Genomic DNA, 24531 nt, shown 5'->3' on the forward strand with positions numbered 1-24531 from the left:
CAGATAATTTCATAAAAATGGTATATTATTTAGGTAATGCCTAAAAACACAATTCCACTAATTTAGGCGAAGAGCCTTTTTTATTTTGTGCCAAATTTATTTAATCTTGATAAGGCGGTTTACAACTTGCAGTCAAATGACGCTTAACTGTTTGACCAGAACAACTTGGTATTGTTTCAAAAGTATGATAAGTACCGTCTGGTTTTTTCAACTCTAATTTGGTAGTATAATTATCCCCATCATCATCAACATCTAAAAAATCTGGGATTCCATCAGCTTCCGTGTCATCTGGATTTACTGTAGGAGGAGTAGTCGTAGGATATTTGACTAAATCACGCATATCATAAACATATCCATCTCCATTTTTATCTTCTTGATACGAAAAAATGCCATCAGCATCTTGATCCAATCGCTGTATTTCGTATAATTTGAAGCTAAAAACTAAAGGTGCATAAGCTGGAATTGTTCCTGATCCATAATTGTAATACGCCAATCCAGAAGGAATAAACATTACTCCAGCTCCAAAATCATTGTAACTAACGGTTCCATTGGGATTTGAAGCATACGTTCCTGTTTTAAATTGAGGAAAAATTTCACCCCAACCAGTTATTGTGGAGTATAAACTTAAATAAGTTTGCGGAAACTTTAACTCTTCAAATTTAGTTGCTGTAAGTGTAGTGACTTTATCAGCCGTTATTTGTTCTAAATAATCGCCTCTGTAAGATGTTAAAACACCGTCAACATTGCACGGTTTAGAGCCTGAACCCTCTCTTAAAACCAAATAATACAATTTATAAACAATGCCATGAAGCGGTACATCCCTACTTGTTAATCTAGGATAACCCAAATTATCTTTATACGACATGATAGAAGGTTGCGTTGCTGGATCCGTAATTTTAGTAAACACAACATCCTGATCATCAGTGGCACCAGGGTCATTGGTAACGGTAATAGAAAACGTATTCAAATATTGCTCAATATTAATTAAATCAGTAGCATATTGAACGGCAAAATCTCTAGGTGGTTCAATTGTGGCCGAATCATTTTTAGAACATGAAAATAAAGTGACCGTTGCAATTGTTACAATAAAATAAAACTTAAATTTGTTCATTATAGCTAATTTTTTTAAGTGCGCAAGATACAATTTAGATTGATTTTTGTGAACTATTTAACTTTGATTTTAGAAAATTTATGAGAATAGATAAATATTTATGGTGTGTACGGTATTACAAAACGAGGAACATGGTCACCGAAGCCTGCAAAAAGAATCATGTTACCGTAAATGGTCAAGTAGCAAAGCCTTCCAAAGAAGTTTTTCCTACAGATAAAGTAACGTTTAGAAAAGACCAAATCACACAAATTATCACTGTCTTGGATGTTCCTGAAAACCGAGTTGCTGCAAAACTGGTAGATATGTATCGCCGTAACGACACGCCAGCCGAAACCTACCAGCATCTTGAATTGCTTAAACTCTCGAAAGAGCATTATAGAAAAAATGGAACGGGACGCCCCACCAAAAAAGACAGAAGAGATATTGATGAATTTGGAAACGAAATTGGAATCGAGAGTCAGGAAAATGAATAATACATTTAAGTGATTTCCTGTTTATTGCTATTATTTAACATTCACGATTTAGATTGAAAAAACACAAGACGCTATTTTAACAAAAAAACAACCGCTAATGTTATTTAGGTTCCTCGCCAAAAACAGTGGAATTTAAAAAAGGCAATTTATTAGTGAAACATAAAAAAATCTGCTAAATCTGCGGGAAGCAATTTAAAATTTATCCCGCAGATTTGGCAGATTTAGCGAATCCCATAGCTACCGAAAATTGATTTTCCATTAATTATGGCGAAGAACCGTTATTTACTTATCCAATGTTTGATAGGCTGAATTCATGCTCCTGAACTCGGGTACAATTTTTTTCATTTTAGAAACAATGTCGTCATTGTCAAAGAAACTAGCAATTCCTATGAGTTCTTGAATTTCGGTATGTAAATTTTCATACTCGTCTTGAATTTCCTCCGCAATCATAATTTTTTCATGATAGGTAGGTATCGTTTTGGAGGTGTCGTTGAGTAATTCTTCGTATAATTTTTCGCCTGGACGCAATCCTACTATTTGGATTTTGATGTCTTTGTCTGGAATAAAACCCGCTAATTTGATCATTTTTCGAGCCAAATCAATTATTTTAACTGGTTTTCCCATATCAAAAATATAAATTTCGCCTCCGTTCCCCATAGCTCCTGCCTCTAGAACCAGCTGGCAAGCTTCAGGAATAGTCATGAAATACCTAATAATATCAGGGTGTGTAATGGTTACAGGGCCACCCATAGCAATTTGGTTCGTAAACAACGGAACAACAGATCCATTGGATCCCAATACATTTCCAAAACGTGTGGTGATAAATTTAGTACCATTAGCACCTTTTTCTTTTAGGGTTTTTAACTGCAAGGACTGCACATATTTTTCGGCAATTCGCTTGCTCGCTCCCATAACATTGCTTGGATTTACAGCTTTATCCGTAGAAACCATGACAAATTTTTTGACATTGTATTGACACGATAAATCAGCTAAATTCTTGGTTCCTTCCACGTTGGTGGTGATGGCTTGCGAAGGATTTTCTTCCATCAAGGGAACGTGCTTGTAGGCAGCAGCATGATACACTACTTGCGGGAGATACAGCTTAAAAATCCTATTCATCGCTTCCCGATTGCGGACATCGGCTATTATATTGTAAATTTTGGTACCCTCATATTCCGTTTTATCTGTCAACTCCAAACTTAAGTGATGCAAAGGAGTTTCGGCTTGATCGACAATAATAACTGCTTTGGGTTTAAAACTCAATACCTGTCGTACAATTTCACTACCAATAGAACCTGCCGCACCAGATATCAGGACGGTTTTGTCTTTTAGTTGTTTGGATATGGATTTATTATCTAAAACTATGGGCTTACGCTCCAATAAATCTTCAATTTGAATGTTTTTTACTTTTTGAGAAATCTCTTTTTGATTTTCCCAATCGGAGATTAGCGGCACGGTATAAACGCGGTAATTGAACTCCAAACATTTGTCTACAATTACTAATTGCTCTTCTTTGGTGAGACTTTTATCTGCAATGATAATTGCGACAGCCCCAACGGAACGCATCAAAGTAGGTAGTTTTTTTCTTTGAATTAAAATAGGCAAATCCAGCATTCGTTTGTTCGAATTCTGGTTGTTTTTATCCACAAAACCTACTATTTTAAAACGAGACGGAGTTTCAAATTTCAAGGCATTCGCAACCGATATCGCATTGGCATCCGTTCCATAAATGATAGTTCTTATTAATTGTGTCGTTCCTTTTTCTAGAAAATAAAGCTCAAAAGTTTGCTTTACAATAACACGGTACAAAAACAAACCACAAAAAGACAACACCATATTAATGAATAAAGCGGTATTTGAAAATGCTTTTTGATTAAAAAATAGTTGGTAGCCAAAATTAAAAATTAAAAAAATAATTAAAACTGACATTTGTGAAAACAGCAACTTAACGGCATCAATATAAGAAGAGTGTCTAATAATGCCCGAATAAGTTCGGAATAACCAAAAGAAAAAAACATTAACTCCAAAAAAACCACCAATAAAAGGTAATTTATTATTTGAAATTAAATAATCTAAACCAGTGCCTTTAAAGATTAATGTTGTCATCAAGAAAGCGAACAGCAACACCATTACATCAATAATTACGATAAACCATCTTGGCAAATAACTTAAACTATGAATGTTCAATTTTAAGTTCGCACGCGAAAAAAAATCACTAGAAAATGTATTCAAAATAATTTATTTTTTAGGTTAAGCTTTTTATTGTAGCAAAAATACTAATTAATAATATATAAAAAGACTTCTACTGTTTCAATTTTGTTATAATCTCAATTCCTGTTGGCAACATCCCAGAGCAAGCGTCTAAAAATAAGCAAACAGGAATTCAAACATTGCATTTGTATTTATTTTTTTAGTCTAAAAAAACTACTAAAACGGGAACTAGCAAGATCTTTTAGGGCAAAAAATCATGCGTTTTACCGTTTTAACAATTGTTTTTAGCAACCCAAACTACCTTTTATTTTGTAAACAACAATTCTCGGTATTTGGTAAGCATCCACAATTCGTTGTCAACTAATAGTTCTAACTTGTCACAATGGTTGCGAATAATTTCGAAATAGGGTTTTACGTTATTGCAATATGCTTCGGCCATTTCTTGTGCGTGAGTCAGGTTATTTGCTTTTTTTCGTTCGTTGGTCATGGCATCCACTTGAGAATTAATACCTTCAATATGTCCCGAAATTTCCTTGATAACGATTATTTGCTCTTTGGCAATCGATTCAAAATCAGACCCAAAAATATCTTTCAATCCTTTTACGTTTTCAATCAAAGTATTTTGGTAGCGAATTGCCGTAGGAATCACATGATTTTTTGAAATATCACCTAAAACTCTGCCTTCTATTTGAATTTTTTTGGTGTATTCTTCCAATTCAATTTCGTAACGCGCTTCGATTTCAATGCGATTCATAATTCCCATTTCGGCAAATAAAGCAATTGCTTGCTGTGATGCCCTGACCTTTAAGGCTTCAGGAGTCGTTTTAAAATTACTCAATCCACGAGCTGCCGCTTCAATTTCCCATGCTTCGCTGTAGCCATCGCCTTCAAAGCGTATTTTTTTCGAAACTTTGATATATTCTCTCAAAACATTAAAAATCGCATCGTCTTTTTTCATGTCTTTGGATTCAATTAAAGCATCGACCTCAAGCTTGAAATCCTTTAATTGTTTGGCCACGATAGTATTTAAAGTCGTCATTGCATTCGAACAATTTGCTGAAGATCCTACAGCCCTGAACTCGAATTTATTTCCTGTAAAGGCAAATGGCGAGGTTCTATTTCTATCGGTATTGTCCAAAAGAACGTCTGGAATTTTGCCCACAACATTTAGTTTTAAATCCGTTTTCTCTTCGGGAGAAAGTTTTCCTGTCGTTACTACTTCTAATTCGGCTAAAACTTTGGTCAATTGCTCTCCTATAAATACAGATATAATAGCAGGTGGTGCTTCATTAGCCCCCAAACGATGGTCGTTACTTGCCGTTGCTATGGCGGCACGCAATAGCGATTCATAATCATTGACAGCTTTTATAGTATTGATAAAAAAGGTCAAAAACTGTAAATTACTCATGGGAGTTTTGCTTGGACTCAACAAGTTTACACCCGTATCAGTTGCTAACGACCAATTGTTGTGTTTGCCAGATCCATTAACCCCTTTGAATGGTTTTTCGTGAAACAAGACTTTCAAGTCATGACGTTCGGCCACTTTTTGCATGACATCCATCAGCAAACAATTGTGGTCGACAGCCAGATTCGTTTCTTCAAAAATAGGAGCCAACTCAAATTGATTGGGAGCCACTTCATTATGACGGGTTTTTACAGGAATTCCCAACAGCATACATTCTTGCTCTAAATCCCTCATGTATGTCAAAGCGCGAGTAGGAATGGATCCAAAATAATGATCGTCCAATTGCTGCCCTTTGGCCGAGGTATGACCTAACAAGGTTCTGCCCGTCATCATTAAATCAGGACGAGAATTTGCCAAAGCTTTGTCAATCAAAAAATATTCTTGTTCCCAGCCCAAGGTTGCGGTGACTTTTTTGACATTTTTATCAAAATATTTACATACTTCGGTAGCTGCCTCATCAATTGCTGATAAAGCTCTCAAAAGTGGAATTTTATTATCTAAAGCTTCCCCAGTATACGAAATAAAAACAGTAGGAATACACAAAGTTGTACCGTATATAAAGGCGGGCGATGTGGGATCCCAGGCAGTATAACCGCGCGCTTCAAAAGTATTGCGGATACCACCGTTAGGAAAACTGGACGCATCTGGTTCCTGTTGCACCAGTTGTGCACCGCCAAATTTCTCTACAGAATCACTTCCATCATAAGCAGTTTCAAAAAAAGCATCGTGTTTCTCGGCAGTAGTACCTGTAAGCGGTTGAAACCAATGGGTATAATGTGTGACACCCTTGGACAAGGCCCACTCTTTCATTCCCATAGCGATATAATCAGCTAGTTTTCGATCGATTTTAGTTCCAAATTGAATAGCACCTTGAACGGCTTTCAAAGCATCCGAAGTTAAATACTGCTTCATGGCTTTGGCATTAAACACATTAGCACCAAAAAGGATTGATTTTCGATCTGTTTCTTCAAAATGAACAGGTTTTCTGTTGGATGCTTCTTTAAGAGCTTGAAAACGTAATGTAGACATACAGGCAATTTTTTAATTATTGTAATGCTTTTCTTTATCGTAACAAAGATAATTAATAAAAATAAAGAAAAATTTGTTTTGACAATTATCAAATTATTTTTTTAAGGCTATAAAATTGCTATTTTAAAACTATACCCCCCTATAAAATACACTTATGTGAAAAATAATGCGAAGGTATATAAAAAATACCCCCTGATTTTTACGGCTAAAAAAATTAATTTATATTTGCAATTATAAAAAATTAAAGAATAAAAAATTTATATCATTATGGCAAAAATTAAATTAGAATACATTTGGTTAGATGGTTACGAGCCAACACAAAATTTAAGAAGCAAAACTAAAGTTGAAGAGCATGACGATTTTCAAGGTACTTTAGCCGAATTAGGAAATTGGTCATTTGACGGATCATCAACTAAACAAGCCGAAGGTGGTTCCTCTGACTGTTCATTAGTACCAGTTGCAATCTATCCAGATCCAACTCGTATCAATGGATACTTGGTTATGTCTGAAGTTATGAATGCTGATGGTACACCTCACGTTTCTAACGGTAGAGCTACTATTGATGATGACAATGATGATTTCTGGTTTGGTTTTGAACAAGAATACTTCATCATGGATACTAAAACTTTATTGCCTTTAGGATTTCCAGTAGGTGGATACCCTGCTCCACAAGGAATGTACTACTGTTCAGTAGGTGGAAAAAACACACACGGAAGAAAATTAGTTGAAGAGCATGCTGATTTATGTATTGCTGCTGGACTAAACTTTGAAGGAATCAATCAAGAAGTGGCTTGTGGACAATGGGAATTCCAATTGTTTGCTAAAGGAGCTAAAAAAGCAGGTGACGAAATCTGGGTTGCTAGATATTTGTTAGACCGTTTGACTGAAAAATATGGTTACTATATTGAATACCACCCAAAACCACTAGGTGATACCGATTGGAATGGTTCTGGTATGCACGCTAACTTCTCAAACACTGCGTTGAGAACTTCAGGAGACAAAGAAGTTTATGCTAAAATTTGCGAAGCTTTCCGTCCTGTAACTGCTGAACACATTGCTGTTTATGGAGCTTACAACGACCAACGTTTGACTGGAAAACACGAAACTGCATCTATCCATGATTTCTCTTGGGGAGTTTCGGACAGAGGATGTTCTATCCGTATTCCATTAATCGCTGTTCAAAAAGGATACAAAGGATGGTTGGAAGACAGAAGACCAGCATCTAACGGTGATCCATACAAAATTGCTGCAAGAATTATCAAAACTGTTAATTCAGCTTTGTAATTTTAAATCAATTATACTACTAAAGTGCTTTCAGCAATGGAAGCACTTTTTTTTGGTTAAAAAAAACAGCAAACAGGCATTTCATTCCAAAAAAAATCGAATACTACCGTACCTTTGCTAAATCAATAAACTCATTTTATGATTGTTTGGATTTTATTTATCGCCTTACTATTTGTCATTTTAGCACTCGATTTGGGTGTTTTCAACAAGAAACCGCACATTATCAGTACTAGAGAAGCCAGTAAGTGGACCGCAATCTGGTTCTGCCTATCTATGCTGTTTTCGGGCGTGATTTATTGGCTCTATTCGACTTCATTTGTAGCAAATCCAGATCATTTGAAACCAGCAGTAGCTTCCATGAAGTTTATTACCGGTTATTTAATAGAGCTTTCGTTGAGCGTTGATAACATTTTTGTGATTGCAATTATCTTTGCAGCCTTCAAAATTCCTCAAAAATACCAACATCGGATTTTGTTTTGGGGTATATTAGGTGCTATTATTTTTCGGGGTTTGATGATTTTCTTTGGTGTAATGCTGATTCACAAATTCGCTTGGACGACTTATCTATTTGGTGGCTTTTTACTTTTCACAGCCGTAAAAATGCTGTTTACCAAAGAAGAAGATGATTTTGAACCCAAAGAATCATTTGTATACAAAACCTTGGGGAGCGTAATTCCAATCACCTCCGAAACCGATAAAGAAAAATTCTTTATTACCACCAAAAAAGGGAAAGCGGCCACACCCCTTTTTGTAGCACTTATCATCATTGAAGTTATGGACGTATTGTTTGCTGTGGATAGTGTTCCCGCAATTTTGGCCATTACCGCTGATCCTTTCTTGGTTTTTAGTTCTAATATTTTTGCCATTTTAGGGCTTCGTTCCATGTATTTTTTCTTGGCAAACATGCTCGAAAAATTCAGTTATTTGGAGTATAGTTTAATTGCAATTTTAAGTTTCGTGGGGTTAAAAATGCTACTGCACGATTTCATAGTTATTCCAGAATGGGTTTCATTAGCTTTTATCGCTTTGGCGTTATTGATTGGAGTTGTAGTCTCCTTGAAAGTCAATGAAGATTAAAACAAGTAATATAGACGAGAAGGAAACCATTTTTTTCAATAAATCCACTATATTATTTTTTATTTTTATTTTCAACTAGAAGAAAAAAGTCACTTAATTCAATATCAAAATACAAACAAATATTTGCCAAAGTAGATATTGTTACATTATGTTTTCCTTGTTCAATTCTTGCTAAATGTATCCCCGTATCAAAATAAAAAATTTCCAAAGTAATGTTTTTAGATTTTCGTATTTCCTTAATACAAAAAACAATACGTTCAAGAAGTTCTATATTTTGAAGTTGCTTTGACATTAAGCCAAATTGAACATACTATTCGAAAAAAATAATTACAAATAAGTCATTTTTACAATAAATTTATCTATTTTTGTTCAACTTATTTTTTAACAAATTTTACCTTATGAAAAAAACTACAATTATTTTATTTTTGATGACTTTACTTTACAATGCCACATCGTTTGGTCAAACTGTAACAATTGATGGAGGGCTAATTGTAAACAACAATTCTATAAGTTCAGGAGCTACAATTAATCTAGGAACTTATTCCATTTCTAATGTTAATCTTGCTGCAAAAGTTGTCATTCCTAAAGCTCAAAATGATACTTATCCAGGAACAATATTCATTTATTATCAAAAAAACGCAAATTCTCCTGCAATCATTGCTAATGGAGGAAATGGAGGGAATTTACTTTTTTCAGGAGGACTAGCTACGACAAAAAATTTTAATATAACTCTCGATGCAACACAATTTGACCTAACAGGGGGGAGTCTTTACACTGAATATAAATCTTATTCAGGTGTGAAATACAAAAGCGGTAATGTACCAATTATTAAAAGTTCGGGGGGAGGAAGCTATGTTGATGTAACAAATGTTTCAAATACATTATGCTGCGATCAAATCATAAGATATGGAGACAAACCAAATACTATAACTGGTAACGTTACTCCAAATAATGTTATGGTTTCTTGGACAATAAATGGCACCTCAACTCCAAATACTGAAATCCCTAACACAATAAATTTTGACTATCTATTCAATACAATTTCAACCTACAGAACTTTCCAATCTGGGAATTACTCAAAAAAAAGTAACACTATAACAACAACTGTTGTTCCTTCCCCTATTTTATCTAACTCTATATCTACTAATACCCCGTTAAACGCTGATAGTTATGCCGAATTCTCAAATTTAACAGGAATTGATTTAAATACAACAGCTAATAATGTCAATCTAAATATTTTACAAGATCCTTTTCATATAAATACGAGAGGTGACAATTACGATACAATAGATGGGTTTCAATGGGAATATACTATCATCGATAAAAAAAATCCAATATATGGCACAAAAAACTGGATAAAATTTAGCAACAATATTACTTCAATATTACAAAATTTTAATCCACCTTCTAGCTCAAGTGCTGATGATAGCTATTTTTTAGTACGAGGAATAGCAAGCTACAAAGGTATAAAAAGAGTTAGTAATGAATTAAAAATAATGACAAGAACACTACGCTATAACAATACTATTTGTTGTGATCAATCATTAAAAATCACATCTTTAACTACAATAGAAAATCCTTCTACAATAACTGGGTCAACTCCTGTTTATTCAAATCCTAATTTAGATCCAAATAATTCATATTATTCAATATCATATCAATGGCAAAGTCAAAAAATTAGTCGTAGTACAGAAACGTGGATTGATATTGCTGGAGCTACCTCAAAAGATTATTTACCACAACCTCTCAAAACAATAGCAAACACAAGTGGCGGAAGAGGAAGCAGTGAAATTAATGTAGAAGCTACTTATAATTATAGAAGGATTGCTAAAATTACATATACTGGCTTTATAAATGGGGTTTGGAGTACTGCTTCTGAATTATGCTATAGTAATCAAGTTAATTTATCAGCTTATTATTTAACTACTCCTTACATCAAAATTTATCCAAATCCAACATCATCTTTATTGAATATTGAAGGAACTATAAACTTAACAAATTCAACTATAAATGTAATTAATTCTATGGGAACCACAGTCAATTCAAATAATTACACATTAATAAATCCTAATTTAATCAGTATTGATGTCTCAAATTTATTTACTGGAACTTATTTTATTCAAATTATAACACAAAGAGGCGTGTCTCAATTAACATTCATTAAAAACTAGTAATATTATATATCAACAAACCGAATATCAATTACTTAACACAAAAAAGGAAATCTCACGATTTCCTTTTTTTAAATACAAACCTAAATTACACCTAGAAATTAACTTTCTGGACTTGACTTTCATTAATTTTCAAAGCGGTCATAACGGCAGTAAAATTGTTTTTATTAACCGTAGAAGCAAAATCAGCAGGAACTACAACTATTCTAAAAATTTGATTTAATCTATAATCATTAGAAACTGTTATCAAATTTGTTCCGCTCATATATATATCAACGTATGAGTATGTAAAATTAAAATTAAATGAAAAATCTCTTGCATCGTTATTTTGATAATACGTTTCAGGTAAAAATTTCCAAATTGCTTTACCATTATTATCCACTCCTGCTAAACGATATACCAAAACTACATCTGAATCATATATTTCTTTAGGAAAATTAAATCTAACTTTATAATTATTTGAGGACGTAAAGTTATAGTAACTACTACTTTTATTTTCATAAACACTACCTAATAAGCCATCTTGACCAGGGACTCCTGGTGCTCCTTCTGGGCCAGTGCAACTTGTAAATGCAATCATTCCTACAATTGCAAATAATGTAATTATTGTTTTCATATTGTATTGGTTTTAAGTTATATCCAAGCTATTTCAAAAGTCAAGCCAAAAATTATCTTTTTAGCATTTAAAAATAGTCCGCACACTTAAAACAAATACACAGCAAAAAATTATTTTACAGCCACACCATTATTTTTGAGTATTTTACTAAAAAAAAGTACGTGATACGGCAATGAATTTTCCCAATATTCCCAAGTGTGGGCACCCGGTCTTTCGGTGTAATCATGTGGTACTTTGCTGTAGACCAAGCGGCGGTGCAATTCCCTGTTGGGTTCAATTAGAAAATCATCAACACCACAATCTATAATGAGTGCTAGTTTATTGGCCTTCATTTTATCGACCATTCCCAGCACGGCATGTGAGGCATACACTTCCTGCGATGCGCCTTGTGGACCAAAAACGGGTTCCATTAATTTAATTACTTTGTCTGCCGATTCAGGATTCAACATACTCCCCATATCAACGGCACCACTCATACTACCCGCTGCACAAAATAATTCAGGATGCCGAGCCGAAAGGTACAATGCGCCGTGACCTCCCATAGAAAGTCCCGTTATAATTCGCCCTTTTTTGTCATTTACAGTTCGGTAGGTTTGGTCTATTTTTTGAATAACTTCGGTGGTTATGTAAGTTTCAAATTGGCTCCCTTTGTTTACGGGACTGTCCAAATAAAAACTAAACGTTTCGCCTTCTGGCATGACAATTATAATGTTGTACTGATCGGCTAGATTTTTGACCACATTTTTATCTGGAGTTGAGGACAACCAATCCTTAAAATGTCCGTAAGCCCCGTGCAATAAGTACAAAACAGGATAATTCAATTTGCTTTTGGCATAGGAATTAGGCAATACTATGGCAGCTTTGTAGCTTTTATTCATAGCACTACTTGGAATTTGCAACGTATCTACAGTTGCCCCAAAGGAAAGGAAGGTGTTACTTAACAGCAAGGCGATAACTAACAATTGAAGTTTTTTCATAGTTTGATTCATTAATGAAATGTAAATATACGCAATTCATCAAAAAAAAGCCTGCTGTTTTATTGCCACAGTATTCGGTTTTAAAATACCACCGCAGATTCACAGCTTTTAAAAATAAACTAACTTCAGCCTATTTACGCCTTTCAATTGCTTCCAACTTTAGCTCAATGTCATTACAAATACTATTTTTATTTTCCCACAGATTTCAAAGATTTGGCAGATTTGTTAATCCGTGAAAATCCGTATAATCAGTTTAATCAGTGGCGAAAAAAGCAGTTCCTAACGTTATCCTCAAAGCCTGACCACTTTCTTGAAAATCGGAATTCCTTTTTTATTTAATTGCTAAAATTCGAACAATTCGTGGTAAAACCTTATTTATAAATGACTTTTAGCTCTTGGCGGTATTGCGAGGCGCTTTTGCCCGTGTAGGCTTTGAATGATTTGTTAAAATGACTAAAATTATTAAAGCCACTTTCAAAACAAATTTCGGTGATGCTAATGGGTTTTTCGGCTAATAACTTGGAGGCATGAACCAAACGGTATTCATTAACAAACATTGTAAAGGTTTTATTGGTTATTTTTTTGAAATACCTACAAAAAGAAGAGGTTGTCATGCTCACCAAACCTGCCACTTCCTCTAACGAAATGGCTTCCTGAAAATGATCTTTTACATAATTAAAAACACTATTGATACGATCATTATCCTGTAGTTGCATTTCCATCGAAAATCCATCGGCGTTCAAGACGGTAAACTCATTAGAATATTCCAATTCATTTAGAATACTCAACATGGTTAACAGCCTATCAAATGGGGATTGATGCGCCATAATTTCGATTTTGCTCCCAATTCGTTCCTTGGTTTCACCTGTAAACGCAATTCCTGCTTTGGCTTTGCTGAACAAGGTTTGAATGTTTTTCATTTCTGGCATCTCCAAGAAATCTGTTCCTAAAAAATCAGGTTTCATCTGGATTACTGTTTCATTTCGGTTTCCGGTTTGGTCATTGGTAAACCCACAATGGGGCAAATTGCTACCTATGAGTATCAAATCACCATCGGCATAATAGGAAATATGGCTGCCTATTTGCCGCTTTCCTGAACCTCCATTTACATACACTAATTCAATCTCGGGATGGTAATGCCACAAATGCGATTTGCTATTGGCGTTTTCGACATAGTTAGAAAAAGCAAAAGAACTACCAAAAGAAGGTGCAATACTCTCAAAGGCTGGAACAACATTTTTCATCATTACTTATTTAATAACATATGCAAAATTACCTCTAATATATGCAATATTGTCATTATTTAACCTATAACGTTATCGTAAGGACAATATAGCACCTAAATTAGAAAACACAGTATCCTTTTGATCGGGAGACTTGAAGTAGATTTGTACCAGAAATTATAACTAATAATTTAAAAACAAAAAATTATGAAAACGATTTTAAAATTAAGTTTAGTACTATTAGTAGCGATGACAACTATGAGTACGTATGCAATTGACGGTGATTTTTTACTTAATGTAAAAAAAGCGAAAGGAAACGAAATCAGCTTTTCGGTAAACGGAATCAAAAAAGCAAAAGTTTCTATCTATGACAACGAAAACAATTTAATCTATACTGAAAACGCTAAAGGTCAAAATGGAATCATTAAAACCTACAATTTAGACGAATTTCCGGTTGGAACCTATTATTTAGTTGTCGAAAACGATTTGAAAGAAGTAAGACATGAAATCAAAATTTCTTACAACGAATCTATTTTGAACAAAAGAGCCTCACTAGAAGCGTATTACAACACTGTAAATACTAGTACCGTTGCTAGTAACGACTAAAACAAAAAAACTATTCAAGCAAAGGCTGTCATTTTTGGCAGCCTTTTTTGTTGTAACATAAATCAAAAACTGCTATCACTTTATGATTAAGCTAATACCACATTTTTGAAATAAAAATTATCGAAAATAGAAAAATAAGATTAGTTTTGAGAAAAACATTTTGACAACCTGCGAGTCGTATCTTCTTTCTATTTTTGGCAATAAAACGAACTAAAAAAAAGCACGAACAACAGGATAAAACGGTACAAAATGAACAAATAAACACGCCTTAACAAAAAGCAAATGCAAAAGATTACCATACTCATACATTGTGAAGACCAAAAATCGATTATAGCATCGGTTACCAATTATATCGCTTCAATCGACGGAAACATTATTTACCTCGACCAACATGTAGATGCCGATGAAAATGTTTTTTTTATGCGATTAGAATGTGAATTGCGCACCGATCAATGGAATTTAGAATCTATAAAAGCCCATTTCAAAATGAATTTGGCCACTAAATTCAACATGGCTTGGGAAATGTATACATTGGATCAAAAGCCTAAAATGGCGTTGTTTGTCTCTAAATACGATCATTGCTTGTACGACATTCTAGGAAGGTATAGCGCAGGCGAATTGCCGCTGGAAATCCCAGTAATCATAAGCAACCACGAGGATTTAGAATCTGTTGCTGCACGGTTTTCGATTCCGTTTCACTATGTTCCTTTTACAAAAGACATTAAAGAAATAGGCGAAAAAGCACAGTTACAATTATTAGAACACTACCAGATCGACTTCATTGTTTTGGCGCGTTATATGCAAATCATCACTCCCAATTTGATTGCAACATACAAAAACAACATTATCAATATTCACCACTCGTTTTTGCCCGCATTTCCTGGAGCCAAACCGTATCATTCGGCTTTTAAACGTGGGGTAAAAATTATAGGCGCCACCAGTCATTATGTCACCGAAGGTTTAGACGAAGGCCCAATTATTGAGCAAGACATTGCCCGAGTTTCTCACAGCCATTCCATTGAAGATTTTATCATGAAAGGACGCGATCTCGAACGAATGGTTTTGGCCAGAGCCATCAAGCTGCATGCCGAACGCAAAACCATGGTTTATAACAATAAAACGGTAGTGTTCTCTTAAGAATGCAACCGTTTTTGTTTTAGATTCAAACACTATTTTTTTATATTTTTTTTAGGAAAAATTTCAAATTGATACAACAACGGTTTTACTACTTTTGAAAAAAAACTCAAAATGAAAAAAATCCTATTCCTTATCCTAGTTCTACCTACAATCTGTAATGCTCAATTAAAAGACATATTGACAAAAACTACCGAAAAAATTACCACAATTACAAAAACAACAGGTGGTGTAGACATTACAGCTGGATTAAAAGAAGCACTTAATAAAGGGATTACGGAGCAAGTTTCTAAATTAACCGCAACTGATGGGTTTTATAAAAACGAAGCGGTAAAAATTCTAATGCCCGAAGAATTAGCAAAAGTTGACAAAAGACTACGAAAAATGGGAATGTCTAAACTAGCCGATGAAGGAATACTAGCCTTAAACCGTGCTGCTGAAGATGCTGTAAAAGAAGCCACTCCTATATTTGTTTCCGCAATTAAAAAAATCACAATTACTGACGCCAAAGGTATCTTGCTTGGCAAAGACAATGCTGCGACTGTGTATTTACAATCCAGTACAACAACCGCTCTGTATGCAAAATTCAGTCCAGTAGTTCAACAATCAATAGGAAAAGTAGGTGCCGATGTGGTTTGGACTACGCTCATAAAACAGTACAATTTAATTCCGTTTGTAGCTAAAGTAAATCCAGATATTACTGATTATATTACCAATAAAGCGTTAGACGGTGTTTTCAAAATGATTACCGTTGAAGAAAAAAACATCAGAACCGATTTAAACGCTAGAACTTCTGATGTATTGAAAAAGGTATTTGCCTTGCAGGATAAAAAATAAAGAAAGCAATGGCGATGATAATTTCAATAAAAAAAAGGAAGATAAAAAAATTTAATTGATTCAAACCGTTAAAAAACAACAATTTAGCACTTTTAAACATTGAAACAAACCAATGTGTTAAAAACGAATTGTAAATCTTAACGCTTTCAGATTAACTAATAACAATTCCTTAACAACAAAACAATAACATTATACCGACCTTTGTAGGGTAATAAACTGGTTATTTATTATTTTGGTTTTGGTTAGTTATAAAAATGCCGATGTCTCTAAAGATATCGGCATTTTTTATTGTGCGGTGTTTATAAACGAAAGTACGGCTGCATTAAAAGCGATGGGTTGTTCTACATTGACCACATGACCACATTTTTCGATTACAAATAATTTAGACGATTTGTAATGACTTTCGACCACTTTGCGTACAGAAGGCAAAAACATATAATCCTCCTCGCCCATGACGTATAATGTTGGAATATTCAATTCTACTTGGCGGAACCATTTGAGTACGGGATTGATTTCGGCGGTGAGTTTAAACCATTTGATAAACTCTTTTTGGTATAATTTTTTGGCCTCATTTATAAATAGCAAACGCGATTGTTTGTGACTTTTTTTGGGCATGATTACAAAGGCAAAAAATTGGTATAAAACCAAATACGGCAACACATATTTGAACGTATTCCCGAGTCGCATCAGAATTTGAGAACGGAAATTCATTTTTAAAATCGCACCACCCAGAATCATACTTTGCACGCGATTGGGATACATTTCGGCCAATTGCCGAATCAAAATTGTGCCTAATGAAATGCCCACAAAGTGCGATTTTGCTATTGAAAGATGATCTAGAACTTCCAAAATATCATTGGCCAATGCCGAAAAAGTATATTTTTGTTTGAAAGCCGTTTTCAATGTAGGTTTCGATTCTCCGTGACCTCGCAAGTCCAAAAGCAATACGTTATACTGTTTTTGAAAATCCCGAATTTGTTTGAACCAAATAGAAGAACTGCCGCCAGCACCATGGACAAAAGTGACCCATTGATGGCTGTTTTCGTTCTTGTAAATAGTATAGTTTATCACGCTTTTTTTGGTAAAAATAGAACTTTAATTTTAAATCACAATTTTATCCCAATACTGTTTGTAAAAAACCCTTTCGTGGATTCTTTTTTTTTAGATACTTGCCCGATATTAACCCATAATAAAGCGGATTTTAAGGAAGTAAAACGTAAATTTGCAAAAAATTACACCCATGCTAGGATTACTGAAAGAGAAAAGTGAAATCGAAAAATTACAACGAGAATTCAAAATACTGACCGAAAAAATTTCCAATTCCAAAAAACCAATGCCAATAGCTCCCATTCCTGTGACAGAAATGGAATTAGAGGAATGTGGGGTTTAGGGATTAAAAGATTTTTGTTGCTTACTTTAAAAAACTTACATTTAAAATCCCTTCCATTTCCTGTTGCATTTGCAAGGCTTCTGCTCGAGCTTTTACAACAAAATCAGTCCCTTTTGAAGCATAAATAATGGCTCTTGAGGAATTGATTAGCAATCCCACATTGGCATTCATACCGTATTTACAAACTTCGGATAAACTGCCGCCTTGTGCGCCTATGCCGGGAACGAGTAAAAAACTATCGGGTACAATTTTACGAATCTCGGTAAAATATTCGGCTTTGGTAGCACCAACTACGTACATTAGATTTTGACTGTTTTTCCAAGTTTTGGCGGTTTCAAGTACGTGTTTGTACAACTCTTTACCATCCACTTGCAAAGTCTGAAAATCAAAAGCACCCACATTAGAAGTCAACGCCAGCATAATGGTATGTTTGTTCTCGAAAGCCAGAAAAGGTTCCACCGAATCTTTCCCCATGTAGGGCGCAACGGTAATGCTATCAAAATTCAAATCTTCAAAAAAAGCTTTGGCATACATAGCAGAAGTATTGCCTATATCGCCGCGTTTCGCATCGGCTATGGTAAAAATATCAGGATAATTTTCGTTGATATAATTAATTGTTTTTTTCAAGGACAACCATCCTTTTATACCATACGCTTCAAAAAAAGCGATATTGGGTTTGTAAGCAACGGCAAGATCATGTGTGGCATCAATAATGGCTTTATTGAATTCGAAAATAGGATCTTCTAGTTCCAGTAAATGGGTTGGAATTTTATCTAAATCAACATCTAATCCTACACATAGGAACGATTTTTTGATTTTTATTTGGGATATCAGTTGTTCAGTAGTCATTATTGTGTGTTTAACTGCAAAGTTCGCAACGTTTTTCGCAACGTTCACAAAGTGTTAAAAAAAATGCCAAACATTTCAGCATGGCATCTTTCCTCTTTATTCTTACTTCTATTTTCTTAAAAAACCTCGCTGGCTTCTTTTAATTTCTCCATATTGTTGACCAATTGCAATTCGTCTACAATTTTTTGGATATCACCATTCATGATGTTGCCTAAATCGTATAATGTCAATCCCACACGGTGATCGGTTACACGACCTTGAGCATAGTTATAGGTTCTAATCTTGGCCGAACGGTCGCCAGAGCTTACCTGCGAAGTACGTTTGGTCGCATCTTCAGCTTGTTTTTTGGCCAATTCTTGTTCATACAAACGGGAACGCAAAACACCAAAAGCTTTGTCCTTATTTTTATGTTGTGATTTTTGATCCTGACATTGCGCCACCAAACCCGTAGGAATGTGCGTTAAACGAACGGCTGATTTGGTAGTATTTACCGATTGTCCACCAGGACCAGACGAACAAAAGAAATCCACACGAACATCATTCATATCAATTTGAACATCAAACTCTTCGGCCTCTGGAAGCACCATAACCGTAGCTGCCGAGGTATGCACCCGCCCTTGCGTTTCGGTTTGTGGTACGCGTTGCACACGGTGAACACCCGCTTCAAACTTCAAGGTTCCGTACACATCTTCGCCCGTAACTTCAAAAATTACCTCTTTGAAACCGCCCGAAGTCCCTTCGTTCATATCCACCACTGATGTTCTCCAGCCTTGCCCTTCGCAGTATTTGGTGTACATACGAAACAAATCGCCAGCAAAAATACTCGCTTCGTCCCCACCCGTTCCTGCACGAATTTCGACCATCACGTTTTTGGCGTCTTCGGCGTCTTTTGGAATCAACATGAATTTGATTTCCTCCTCTAATTGAGGCAAACGTTCTTTGGCTTCGTCAAGTTGCATCTTGGCCATTTCAGTCATATCAGCATCGCTATTGTCTGCAATAATTCCGGTGGCTTCCTCAATATTGGCCAAAATTAAAATATATTCTGCTCTCTTGTCTACTAGCGCTTTGATGCTTTTGTATTCTTGATTGAGTAGTACATAACGCTTTTGATCCGCAATGACATCCGGCTGAATGATCAAATCCGAAATCTCGTCGAAACGTTGCTTTGCATATTGTAGTCTATCTAACATTTTCTTAATCCTTTTATTGGAGTGCAAATTTAGTGAAAAGATTGCAGATTTAAGAATTCCCTTTTCAGAAATTTTTCAGGAGCTTAATCCTGCTGTTCGCTGTATCTTTTTCTGGCAGAAAAAGCCAGAAAAAGGATGCCGCTTCCATCAGGGCTGGGGTACTCATTGAGCCAATAGAACAATTTTTCATCTGAAAATCGCTTTCACTTTCCGTCTCTTCGTGTGGTTTTTAATAGTAATGTGATCGCTATACTATTATAAACGGTAGCGAGAAGGCATTAATAATAAGCACTTACTCTAAAACGAATACATTTTAAAAAAAAGACTGTCTTTACGTTTTCCCGTAAGGTTAGCGTTTTTAAAGCAATTACTTTTGGAAAGGATTCAAAACATAATCGTGTTTTATCAGTATTTTCGGTATTAAGTTATATATTTGAGATAAGATAAAAACTTACGCTTGTGAGACCCAAAAAATGGAAAATATATGCAGCGACAGACATATAAACTATTTAGGGTAAAGGCTAACAGAAACAAAGAAAACTCAACAAATAAACAGAACGAAAACAATAAAATATGAAAAAAATAATTGTACGTCCAGCAGCTTTAGTAAAACAAGGACAATTAACACTTTATTCGACTTCTTTGAAAGTATCGGATTTGCTTATTCAAAATTTTTATAATGTAGATACTTTAGACCCTGACGACGACAACGATAAAGGATATTAAAGATTATTAAACAAGGCAAGAGCAAAAAGACTTGCAGATTATATTATTAACGGACAAGAAACAAAAGACGCATTTTTGCCTACTAGTATTTTTATGGCAACAGATAAAAACATTGACTTTAATCCAACTAATAACACAATTGAAATTGATATTGACACAATTGGAGGTTTTAGTGTAGTTGATGGACAACATAGGGTCGAAGGTTTAAGAATGGCAGCAGAAAAAGACACAAGAGTTTTAGATTTTGAAGTTCCTGTTAATATTGCAATAAATCTTCCTAAAATTGCTCAAATGTGTCATTTCTTAATAGTTAATACAACCCAAAGGAGTGTAGAAAAAGGGGTTGAACAAAGAATTTATCAAAGACTTACCCAAGCATTGGAAATTGAAGACATTCCTAATTTACCAAAATGGATTTCAAAAACTATTGATAAAGGAGAAGATGATTTAGCATTAAAATATGTTGATTTTTTAAATTCTGACCCAGACAGTCCTTGGTTAAATAAGATAAAAATGGCAAATAAAGAAAGTAATGAAGGAAGTATTAATCAACAAAGTTTTGTAAAGTCAATCAAAAAATATGTTTTAGTAGCAAATAACCCAATTAGTATTCAGACCGCAGACAAGCAACACAAGATATTTTTGAATTATTGGAAAGCAATTACAAATATTTTAGGAGTTGATGAACCTACAGTTTTATTTAAATATAATGGTGTAGAATTATTCTGTAAATTTTCTGTTCCATTCTTTAACAAAATGATAAATATGCCTGACTTCAAAGTATCAACTATGCAAAGTATTTTAGAACAAGCATTTGAAGAAGTTGAAGGAGATTACGCGGGTGTTGGTCATACAGATTTTTGGACTAAAGCAAGTACAGCAAGTTTTTTAAATTCTGGAGCTTTGGCAGTTATTAATACTGAAATGATAAAAGCATTACACAAAACAAATTTCAAAAGAGACATTGAAATATGAAAATTGAAGAGCTTACCCCTAGACCAGTAGATAAAGTTCAATTTAAATTTAGTTCTTTCAAAGTTGTTCCTCAATTAAATGGCTGTTATATTTTAACAACTTTTGAAAACCACATTTTATACATTGGTTTGGCGACAAATTTGAATAATCGATTCAAACAACATTTGGAAAATTCTGAAAAGACAAGTCCAACTTCTGAAGGAAAAGCAATCTGGTTTTATTATACAACATTTGACCCGAAAAATTTACCAAAACTTGAACGGACTTGGATAAATCAATTTACAAACATTCATGGGAAACTACCAATTTTAAATAAAGTAAATTCCCCCATAAGTTGACATAAAAATATTTCAGATATTGACGCATAAAATCCGCTTTGTTTGTAAATTCTTTTAGACCAGTCAGAGACTGATACACACCTTCTCAAAGTCAGAGACTTTGCGGAGCTAGAACAACAGCAATAGTGTCTGTTTTTAACCCAGCTCCGCAAAGTCTCTGGACTTTGAAGTAGTGCATTTCGGTTTTCAAACGCTTTGTTTGTAGATTCTTTTATAGCAGTCAGAAACTGATACACACCTCCTCAAAGTCAGAGACTTTGCGGAGCTAGAACAACAGCACTACTGTCTGTTTTCAACCCTACCAAATTTCCTTTCCATACCAATTTTTAAAATTGACGAAATCAAAAAACTACTCAAAATTTGAATTATTTCAAGATTTGTGCGGCATGTGCTTTGGTTTTCACATCGGAGATTACTTCCTCTATAATACCGTTTTCGTCGATAATAAAAGTGGTACGGTGAATGCCATCGTACTCTTTGCCCATGAATTTTTTAGGTCCCCAAACGCCAAAGGCTTCAATAACCGATTTGTCCTCATCGGCCAATAATGGGAACGGAAAATCGTATTTTTCTTTGAATTTGGCTTGCGCTTTTTGTGGGTCGTCACTTACGCCCAAAAGCGCATAATTATTGGCTTGAAAGCGTTCGAAATTGTCTCTCAAATCACAAGCTTCGGCGGTGCATCCCGGAGTATTGGCTTTTGGGTAAAAGAAAACCACTAGTTTTTTTCCGGCATAATCCGCTAATTGATGGATGTTTCCGTCTTGATCTGGACTGGAAAATTGGGGTGCTTTATCGCCTTTTTTTAAAGTTGTCATATTTTTTTTTGTTATCGGTTGTAAATTATGAGTTTAGTATTATCTACCACACTAGCTGCAATTAGGGCATTTAAAATTCATAAAAACAGAAGCAAGTACTTTGTTTTTAACTGAAAGACGCTTGTACTTGTTTACTCTTGTGGTGTTATTTGGATCATTATTATTTGGACTCCTCGTTGAAAATAGTCTATTTTTACTTTTTATAAAAATACAAAAATGACAAAACAAGAACGGGTAACATTTGTTATAAATACGTTAAAAGAATTGTATCCCACCATCCCAATTCCGCTGGATCATAAGGATCCGTATACGTTGTTGATAGCCGTTTTATTGTCGGCGCAATGCACGGATGTTCGGGTAAATCAAATTACGCCTTTGCTGTTTGCCAAGGCTGATAATCCGTATGATATGGTAAAAATGTCGGTAGAGGAGATTCGGGATATCATTCGCCCGTGTGGTTTGTCACCCATGAAATCAAAGGGAATTCACGGCTTATCACATATTTTGATTGATAAACACAACGGAAAAGTACCCAAAAGTTTTGAGTTCCTGGAGGAATTGCCCGCCGTAGGTCACAAGACGGCGAGTGTGGTGATGTCGCAGGCTTTTGGCGTTCCTGCCTTTCCGGTTGACACGCACATTCATCGCCTCATGTACCGCTGGAATTTGACTAATGGCAAAAATGTGGTACAAACGGAGAAAGATGCCAAACGCCTTTTTCCAGAGGAAATTTGGAATGATTTACACCTCCAAATCATTTGGTACGGTCGGGAATATTCGCCAGCTAGAGGTTGGGATTTAGAGAAAGATCGCATTACCAAAACTATAGGAAGAAAAACGGTTTTGGACGCCTATTATAAAAAATAAAAAGTGCACTGATTTATAAAATCAGTACACTTTTTGGTTTAACGGAGCTTTTAGATTTAAACACCAATCAAAGGGTGTTTAATTGGCTATGAATTCGAAATTTTTGTTGTCCAATTTCAATATGTGTAACGCTTTTGAATAACTTAATAAAAAAGAAACGACTTCTTGTTTGGGTTTCATTTCTTTAGCAAGTGCATTTTTTTTGGAGTAAATTTTTGCCATATCGTACTATTATTATTTTATAATAGAACGCTTAAATTAATGATTTAGTATCAATTCGTTAAAATAATTTGATGCTTGTCTATAACTTTTCTCAAATTCATCAAAGCATACCGCATTCTGCCCAAAGCGGTATTGATGCTTACTCCCGTTGTTTCAGAAATTTCTTTAAAACTCATGTCTTGGTACATACGCATTACGAGCACTTCTTTTTGATCATTAGGCAGTTCTTCGATTAGTTTTTTTAAATCCGTTTCGACTTGATCGGCAATGATTTTATTTTCAACAGTCATAACATCATCGGACATGATAGAAAAAATAGAAAACTCCTCGGTTTCGCGAAACATGGGCATTTTTTTGTTTTTTCTAAAATGATCTATAATAAGATTGTGAGAAATTCGCATTACCCAAGGCAAAAATTTACCTTCTTCGTTATAGGAATTGGTCTTCAAGGTTTTGATTACTTTCATAAAAGTATCTTGAAAAATATCATTGGATATGTCCCTATCGGAAATTTTGGAGTAAATGAATCCGTAGATTTTAGATTCGTGTCGCTTGATTAATGTTGCCAACGCATTTTCATTACCAGCGATGTAATTTTGTACCAATAAAGCATCGGAGATTTCTATAGTAGCCATAGTTGTACTTTTTAGTTTAGTTTTAAATCGGGGATATTTTTTCTAAAAAGTAATTTTATGGTATAGGCTAAATTGGTTTTGGTTTATTAAGAGTTCAAATTTAACAAAAAATTATCTAAACAAGCAAATAAAACGTACTAAAATTAACATAATAAAAACAATAAATAGGATTTAGTTGCAATGAAACTGTTATTTCCGTAGGGTTTTATTGCCGTGAACACTGTTTTGAACCCAAAAAAAATAAAACCTGAATCCAATAGTACAATCGGATTCAGGTCTAGTAGTAAGCACTTGTAAACGTATG

General features: G+C 34.6%; 24 protein-coding genes and 1 pseudogene. 12 read left to right on the top strand and 13 right to left on the bottom strand.

Annotated elements, in window-relative coordinates:
• Positions 1-100: 100 nt before the first annotated feature.
• The gene (locus tag FNW21_RS02195; protein WP_144255100.1) at positions 101-1111 is read right to left on the bottom strand and encodes an FKBP-type peptidyl-prolyl cis-trans isomerase; all 1011 of its coding nucleotides are present in this window, start codon (positions 1109-1111) and stop codon (positions 101-103) included.
• 80 nt (positions 1112-1191) lie between these two features.
• Between FNW21_RS02195 and FNW21_RS02200 the strand changes: the two genes are divergently transcribed.
• Positions 1192-1584, top strand: a complete 393-nt coding sequence (locus FNW21_RS02200) for an RNA-binding S4 domain-containing protein (RefSeq protein WP_144255101.1) — start codon at positions 1192-1194, stop codon at positions 1582-1584.
• A gap of 282 nt (positions 1585-1866) precedes the next feature.
• On the opposite strand, the gene FNW21_RS02205 is transcribed toward FNW21_RS02200, so the two are convergent.
• On the bottom strand, positions 1867-3816 hold the full coding sequence (locus tag FNW21_RS02205; protein ID WP_394344683.1) for a polysaccharide biosynthesis protein: 1950 nt from the start codon (positions 3814-3816) through the stop codon (positions 1867-1869).
• Between the two features lie 283 nt (positions 3817-4099).
• Positions 4100-6289 (bottom strand): glutamine synthetase III family protein, encoded by a 2190-nt coding sequence (locus FNW21_RS02210; RefSeq protein ID WP_144255103.1) that lies wholly within the window; start codon positions 6287-6289, stop codon positions 4100-4102.
• Between the two features lie 267 nt (positions 6290-6556).
• Between FNW21_RS02210 and FNW21_RS02215 the strand changes: the two genes are divergently transcribed.
• Both FNW21_RS02215 and FNW21_RS02220 read left to right on the top strand, forming a co-directional pair.
• On the top strand, positions 6557-7573 hold the full coding sequence (locus FNW21_RS02215; protein ID WP_144255104.1) for a glutamine synthetase beta-grasp domain-containing protein: 1017 nt from the start codon (positions 6557-6559) through the stop codon (positions 7571-7573).
• A 138-nt stretch (positions 7574-7711) separates the two neighbouring features.
• Complete coding sequence (locus tag FNW21_RS02220; RefSeq protein WP_144255105.1) at positions 7712-8650, top strand: TerC family protein; 939 nt, start codon at positions 7712-7714, stop codon at positions 8648-8650.
• Between the two features lie 52 nt (positions 8651-8702).
• Here the strand turns inward: FNW21_RS02220 and FNW21_RS02225 are convergent, their stop codons facing one another.
• Positions 8703-8942, bottom strand: a complete 240-nt coding sequence (locus tag FNW21_RS02225; protein WP_144255106.1) for a helix-turn-helix domain-containing protein — start codon at positions 8940-8942, stop codon at positions 8703-8705.
• 106 nt (positions 8943-9048) lie between these two features.
• On the opposite strand from FNW21_RS02225, the gene FNW21_RS02230 reads away from it, so the two are divergent.
• Positions 9049-10821, top strand: coding sequence for a T9SS type A sorting domain-containing protein (locus FNW21_RS02230; RefSeq protein ID WP_144255107.1), 1773 nt, complete (start codon positions 9049-9051; stop codon positions 10819-10821).
• 94 nt (positions 10822-10915) lie between these two features.
• On the opposite strand, the gene FNW21_RS02235 is transcribed toward FNW21_RS02230, so the two are convergent.
• From FNW21_RS02235 to FNW21_RS02245, 3 genes are all read right to left on the bottom strand, one after another.
• Positions 10916-11437 (bottom strand): hypothetical protein, encoded by a 522-nt coding sequence (locus FNW21_RS02235; RefSeq protein ID WP_144255109.1) that lies wholly within the window; start codon positions 11435-11437, stop codon positions 10916-10918.
• A gap of 110 nt (positions 11438-11547) precedes the next feature.
• Positions 11548-12414, bottom strand: a complete 867-nt coding sequence (locus tag FNW21_RS02240; protein ID WP_144255110.1) for an alpha/beta hydrolase — start codon at positions 12412-12414, stop codon at positions 11548-11550.
• A 371-nt stretch (positions 12415-12785) separates the two neighbouring features.
• Positions 12786-13658: an AraC family transcriptional regulator gene (locus FNW21_RS02245; protein WP_144255410.1), complete on the bottom strand. Its 873-nt coding sequence runs from the start codon at positions 13656-13658 to the stop codon at positions 12786-12788.
• Positions 13659-13844: 186 nt separating this feature from the next.
• Here FNW21_RS02245 and FNW21_RS02250 point away from each other — a divergent pair, with 186 nt between their 5' ends.
• The 3 genes from FNW21_RS02250 to FNW21_RS02260 all read left to right on the top strand — a co-directional run bounded on the left by FNW21_RS02250 (position 13845) and on the right by FNW21_RS02260 (position 16214).
• Positions 13845-14243, top strand: coding sequence for a secretion protein (locus FNW21_RS02250; protein WP_144255111.1), 399 nt, complete (start codon positions 13845-13847; stop codon positions 14241-14243).
• 282 nt (positions 14244-14525) lie between these two features.
• Complete coding sequence (purU, locus tag FNW21_RS02255; protein ID WP_144255112.1) at positions 14526-15380, top strand: formyltetrahydrofolate deformylase; 855 nt, start codon at positions 14526-14528, stop codon at positions 15378-15380.
• A 111-nt stretch (positions 15381-15491) separates the two neighbouring features.
• Positions 15492-16214 carry a DUF4197 domain-containing protein gene (locus FNW21_RS02260; RefSeq protein ID WP_144255114.1) on the top strand — a complete coding sequence of 241 codons (723 nt, stop codon included), beginning with the start codon at positions 15492-15494 and terminating at the stop codon, positions 16212-16214.
• 285 nt (positions 16215-16499) lie between these two features.
• Here FNW21_RS02260 and FNW21_RS02265 read toward each other — a convergent pair whose 3' ends face one another.
• Positions 16500-17285, bottom strand: coding sequence for an alpha/beta fold hydrolase (locus FNW21_RS02265; RefSeq protein WP_144255115.1), 786 nt, complete (start codon positions 17283-17285; stop codon positions 16500-16502).
• Between the two features lie 169 nt (positions 17286-17454).
• Here FNW21_RS02265 and FNW21_RS16235 point away from each other — a divergent pair, with 169 nt between their 5' ends.
• On the top strand, positions 17455-17604 hold the full coding sequence (locus FNW21_RS16235) for a hypothetical protein (RefSeq protein ID WP_185963867.1): 150 nt from the start codon (positions 17455-17457) through the stop codon (positions 17602-17604).
• Positions 17605-17625: 21 nt separating this feature from the next.
• On the opposite strand, the gene pyrF is transcribed toward FNW21_RS16235, so the two are convergent.
• A complete protein-coding gene (gene pyrF / locus FNW21_RS02270) occupies positions 17626-18453 on the bottom strand; it encodes an orotidine-5'-phosphate decarboxylase (protein ID WP_144255117.1) in 828 nt (275 codons plus the stop codon).
• 116 nt (positions 18454-18569) lie between these two features.
• Complete coding sequence (gene prfA / locus FNW21_RS02275) at positions 18570-19646, bottom strand: peptide chain release factor 1 (protein ID WP_144255118.1); 1077 nt, start codon at positions 19644-19646, stop codon at positions 18570-18572.
• A gap of 573 nt (positions 19647-20219) precedes the next feature.
• Between prfA and FNW21_RS16240 the strand changes: the two genes are divergently transcribed.
• From FNW21_RS16240 to FNW21_RS02285, 3 genes and pseudogenes are all read left to right on the top strand, one after another.
• Positions 20220-20372 (top strand): hypothetical protein, encoded by a 153-nt coding sequence (locus FNW21_RS16240; protein WP_185963868.1) that lies wholly within the window; start codon positions 20220-20222, stop codon positions 20370-20372.
• 12 nt (positions 20373-20384) lie between these two features.
• Positions 20385-21347 (top strand): annotated as a pseudogene (locus FNW21_RS02280) (DGQHR domain-containing protein); the annotation flags it as partial.
• On the top strand, positions 21344-21685 hold the full coding sequence (locus FNW21_RS02285; protein ID WP_144255121.1) for a GIY-YIG nuclease family protein: 342 nt from the start codon (positions 21344-21346) through the stop codon (positions 21683-21685). The pseudogene FNW21_RS02280 and the gene FNW21_RS02285, both read left to right, overlap by 4 nt.
• A 365-nt stretch (positions 21686-22050) precedes the next feature.
• Here FNW21_RS02285 and bcp read toward each other — a convergent pair whose 3' ends face one another.
• On the bottom strand, positions 22051-22503 hold the full coding sequence (gene bcp, locus FNW21_RS02290; protein ID WP_144255123.1) for a thioredoxin-dependent thiol peroxidase: 453 nt from the start codon (positions 22501-22503) through the stop codon (positions 22051-22053).
• A 216-nt stretch (positions 22504-22719) separates the two neighbouring features.
• On the opposite strand from bcp, the gene FNW21_RS02295 reads away from it, so the two are divergent.
• The gene (locus FNW21_RS02295; RefSeq protein ID WP_144255124.1) at positions 22720-23370 is read left to right on the top strand and encodes an endonuclease III domain-containing protein; all 651 of its coding nucleotides are present in this window, start codon (positions 22720-22722) and stop codon (positions 23368-23370) included.
• A 78-nt stretch (positions 23371-23448) separates the two neighbouring features.
• Here FNW21_RS02295 and FNW21_RS16245 read toward each other — a convergent pair whose 3' ends face one another.
• Positions 23449-23592 carry a hypothetical protein gene (locus FNW21_RS16245; RefSeq protein WP_185963869.1) on the bottom strand — a complete coding sequence of 48 codons (144 nt, stop codon included), beginning with the start codon at positions 23590-23592 and terminating at the stop codon, positions 23449-23451.
• Positions 23593-23642: 50 nt separating this feature from the next.
• Positions 23643-24227 (bottom strand): RNA polymerase sigma factor, encoded by a 585-nt coding sequence (locus FNW21_RS02300; protein ID WP_144255126.1) that lies wholly within the window; start codon positions 24225-24227, stop codon positions 23643-23645.
• Positions 24228-24531: the final 304 nt, after the last annotated feature.

Source organism: Flavobacterium restrictum (assembly GCF_007097245.1).
GTDB classification, from domain to species: Bacteria; Bacteroidota; Bacteroidia; order Flavobacteriales; family Flavobacteriaceae; genus Flavobacterium; species Flavobacterium restrictum.

Excerpts from the sequence above, each read along its gene's own strand:
- prfA (WP_144255118.1), bottom strand. The coding sequence starts at position 19,646 with ATGTTAGATAGACTACAATATGCAAAGCAACGTTTCGACGAGATTTCG.
- pyrF (WP_144255117.1), bottom strand. The coding sequence starts at position 18,453 with ATGACTACTGAACAACTGATATCCCAAATAAAAATCAAAAAATCGTTC.
- FNW21_RS16235 (WP_185963867.1), top strand. The coding sequence starts at position 17,455 with ATGCTAGGATTACTGAAAGAGAAAAGTGAAATCGAAAAATTACAACGA.
- FNW21_RS02235 (WP_144255109.1), bottom strand. The coding sequence starts at position 11,437 with ATGAAAACAATAATTACATTATTTGCAATTGTAGGAATGATTGCATTT.
- FNW21_RS16245 (WP_185963869.1), bottom strand. The coding sequence starts at position 23,592 with ATGGCAAAAATTTACTCCAAAAAAAATGCACTTGCTAAAGAAATGAAA.
- purU (WP_144255112.1), top strand. The coding sequence starts at position 14,526 with ATGCAAAAGATTACCATACTCATACATTGTGAAGACCAAAAATCGATT.
- FNW21_RS02250 (WP_144255111.1), top strand. The coding sequence starts at position 13,845 with ATGAAAACGATTTTAAAATTAAGTTTAGTACTATTAGTAGCGATGACA.
- FNW21_RS02300 (WP_144255126.1), bottom strand. The coding sequence starts at position 24,227 with ATGGCTACTATAGAAATCTCCGATGCTTTATTGGTACAAAATTACATC.
- FNW21_RS02230 (WP_144255107.1), top strand. The coding sequence starts at position 9,049 with ATGAAAAAAACTACAATTATTTTATTTTTGATGACTTTACTTTACAAT.
- bcp (WP_144255123.1), bottom strand. The coding sequence starts at position 22,503 with ATGACAACTTTAAAAAAAGGCGATAAAGCACCCCAATTTTCCAGTCCA.
- FNW21_RS02260 (WP_144255114.1), top strand. The coding sequence starts at position 15,492 with ATGAAAAAAATCCTATTCCTTATCCTAGTTCTACCTACAATCTGTAAT.
- FNW21_RS02210 (WP_144255103.1), bottom strand. The coding sequence starts at position 6,289 with ATGTCTACATTACGTTTTCAAGCTCTTAAAGAAGCATCCAACAGAAAA.
- FNW21_RS02240 (WP_144255110.1), bottom strand. The coding sequence starts at position 12,414 with ATGAAAAAACTTCAATTGTTAGTTATCGCCTTGCTGTTAAGTAACACC.
- FNW21_RS02215 (WP_144255104.1), top strand. The coding sequence starts at position 6,557 with ATGGCAAAAATTAAATTAGAATACATTTGGTTAGATGGTTACGAGCCA.
- FNW21_RS16240 (WP_185963868.1), top strand. The coding sequence starts at position 20,220 with ATGAAAAAAATAATTGTACGTCCAGCAGCTTTAGTAAAACAAGGACAA.
- FNW21_RS02220 (WP_144255105.1), top strand. The coding sequence starts at position 7,712 with ATGATTGTTTGGATTTTATTTATCGCCTTACTATTTGTCATTTTAGCA.
- FNW21_RS02225 (WP_144255106.1), bottom strand. The coding sequence starts at position 8,942 with ATGTCAAAGCAACTTCAAAATATAGAACTTCTTGAACGTATTGTTTTT.
- FNW21_RS02295 (WP_144255124.1), top strand. The coding sequence starts at position 22,720 with ATGACAAAACAAGAACGGGTAACATTTGTTATAAATACGTTAAAAGAA.
- FNW21_RS02195 (WP_144255100.1), bottom strand. The coding sequence starts at position 1,111 with ATGAACAAATTTAAGTTTTATTTTATTGTAACAATTGCAACGGTCACT.
- FNW21_RS02285 (WP_144255121.1), top strand. The coding sequence starts at position 21,344 with ATGAAAATTGAAGAGCTTACCCCTAGACCAGTAGATAAAGTTCAATTT.
- FNW21_RS02245 (WP_144255410.1), bottom strand. The coding sequence starts at position 13,658 with ATGAAAAATGTTGTTCCAGCCTTTGAGAGTATTGCACCTTCTTTTGGT.
- FNW21_RS02200 (WP_144255101.1), top strand. The coding sequence starts at position 1,192 with ATGAGAATAGATAAATATTTATGGTGTGTACGGTATTACAAAACGAGG.